The organism is SAR324 cluster bacterium (assembly GCA_029245725.1).
Classification (GTDB): Bacteria; SAR324; SAR324; order SAR324; family NAC60-12; genus JCVI-SCAAA005.
The window spans coordinates 1-2,183 of sequence record JAQWOT010000303.1 but is presented as its reverse complement, the minus strand read 5'-3'; the positions used below and the strand labels follow the sequence as shown (position 1 = coordinate 2,183).

The 2,183-nt window shown below is 47.0% G+C and carries 2 protein-coding genes; both read left to right on the top strand.

Annotation, left to right across the window (positions count from 1 at the left end; translation table 11 throughout):
• The first annotated feature begins 154 nt into the window (after window positions 1-154).
• On the top strand, window positions 155-1,609 hold the full coding sequence (locus P8O70_16180) for a CehA/McbA family metallohydrolase (GenBank protein MDG2198381.1): 1,455 nt from the start codon (window positions 155-157) through the stop codon (window positions 1,607-1,609).
• A 95-nt stretch (window positions 1,610-1,704) separates the two neighbouring features.
• Window positions 1,705-2,183, top strand: a 479-nt coding sequence (locus P8O70_16175; GenBank protein ID MDG2198380.1) for an alpha/beta hydrolase-fold protein, incomplete at its 3' end; no start/stop codon positions are given.

The window sequence follows — 2,183 nt, the reverse complement described above, 5'->3', positions numbered from 1 at the left end:
CTCGAATTGAGAGATCGAAGAGGTGAGCTCCATGCTCTCTCAAATCCCATATTTGTTGGTCAGCAGGTTGGTACTTGGCGATAGGTTACAGGAATCACTGAGTAACGGCTCTGTAACCTTGCCTAGTTTGATTTAACTCTTGAGGAAGAAAACATTGGAAGACTTTATTCTGTCAACAGGTCAGCAAATTGAGTTTGATGTTCACGTTGATCGTAGCACCAAGGCAAGGTCTCCGTTCTTTGAGATTCCTGTGCATGTGCCCAAGGGGGTCACTCGGATTGATGTCAGCTTCCGGTACGATAAGTCTGACGATTGTCTGATTGATATTGGCATCTTGGATAGCAACGCCACAGACTTTCCGACTCGAAGAGGCTTTCGGGGGTGGAGTGGTGGGGCACGGGATCATTTCTTCATAGCCCGAGACAGCGCAACTCCTGGATACTATGCGGGTGAGATTCCAGAAGGCAGATGGAAGATACTTCTGGGGCTTTACGTACTCCCTGCTGAAGGAGCCAGCATCAAATTAGGAATGAAAGCAGATGATTCTGCTCGACAGCTATTCATTGCTCCTGAAGCGGTTCTAGTGCGGAGAGACGGCGCAGGCTGGTTCCGTGGGGATCTGCACTGCCATACTTATCACAGCGATGCCAAGGGAGCCCCTGAGGTACTTGCAGAAAATGCTAGATCGGTTGGGCTCGATTTTCTTGCTGTTACAGATCATAACACAACAACACAGTGGCAGTATTTCAGCCAGCAGAGTACGGCAGACCTAGTCTTTATCCCTGGTATGGAACTGACCACCTACCGGGGGCATGCCAACATCTTTGGTCTTTCTGAGTGGATAGATTTTCGGATAGGTGGAAGCGAAGACTTGCTAACGTTTCTTGAGGAAGTGAAACGCCAAAATGCGATCTTTTCAGTCAACCATGACAAGGAGCCTCTTGTTTGGGACTATGACTATCCCGAAATGGATTGTATGGAGGTCTACCACGGACACTGGCTTACCAATAACGATGGTGTCTTGAAATCCTATGATCGACTGCTCGCGGAAGGTCGTCAAATCTCTCTGATCGGTGGTAGCGATCTGCATCAGCCTGAAGGATTGAGAACGCCAGGGCCCTTTGGTCTAGGCAAGCCCACAACGGTCATTTGGGCTCCCTATCTAGATGCTGGTTCTGTTGTGGGTGCTCTGAAAAATGGATTTGGGTATGTCACAGAGTCTCCAACGGGTCCCCATCTGGCCATCACTGTAAATGATCAACTCATGGGAAGCCGTATTAAACGCGCTGAGTTAGGCTCCAATGATCTCGAGGTGAATTTTGAAGTAAGAGGTGCAAAAGGTGATCAACTGCGTTTTGTGACAGAGGATGGTTGTGTTCAGGAATACAAAATTCCCTCAGATGATTGGCAGGATAGCATGACAATTTCGGTCCCTGGTAAATTTCTACGTGCAGAAATCGAAGCTGAAAATAGCCGTACACGACTGATCAACGAACTGGTGAACTGGTACAAAGAGCGTCCTATTTACAACCGATCTCAACAATCCTTGGAAGATCCTCCGAGAATCCTCAGAACGCTAAGCAATCCAGTTTTTTTCAAAGATTTTTGACCGAAGTTTAAAATCAAATTGATTCCTTTGGAACTAAAGAAACTCAGCTGAAACAACGTCTGGATTAACATCTCTCAGAAAAACAGGTCAGATTCATGAAATTGCAAAGGGCTTTTACTGAAGAAATCAACATTCAGTACTTGCTGGATCTTCCAGAGAACTATTCCTCAGAGCAAAATTGGCCTCTCGTAATTTTTCTGCATGGTTACGGAGAGCGAGGAGACAATCTTGAGTTCGTTCGAAAGCATGGCCCGCCTAAATTAGCTGGAGAAGGTCAGCAATTCCCTTTTGTTCTGGCAAGCCCACAATGTCCTGCTGAGTTCCATTGGCGCAGCAGTTTCATCATTTCCCTGGTTGAAGAACTTCTGGAGAACTACTCAATTGATCCGAATAGAGTCTACTTAACAGGGCTGAGTATGGGAGGGTATGGGACTTGGCAGGTGGCCTTTGAATATCCAGAGAAGTTCGCTGCGATTATGCCTATCTGCGGAGGAGGATCACACATAGATTTGCCGTTTGTAGAGCGTTTGAGAAACCTGCCGATTTGGGCCTTTCATGACAGCGGGGATGATGT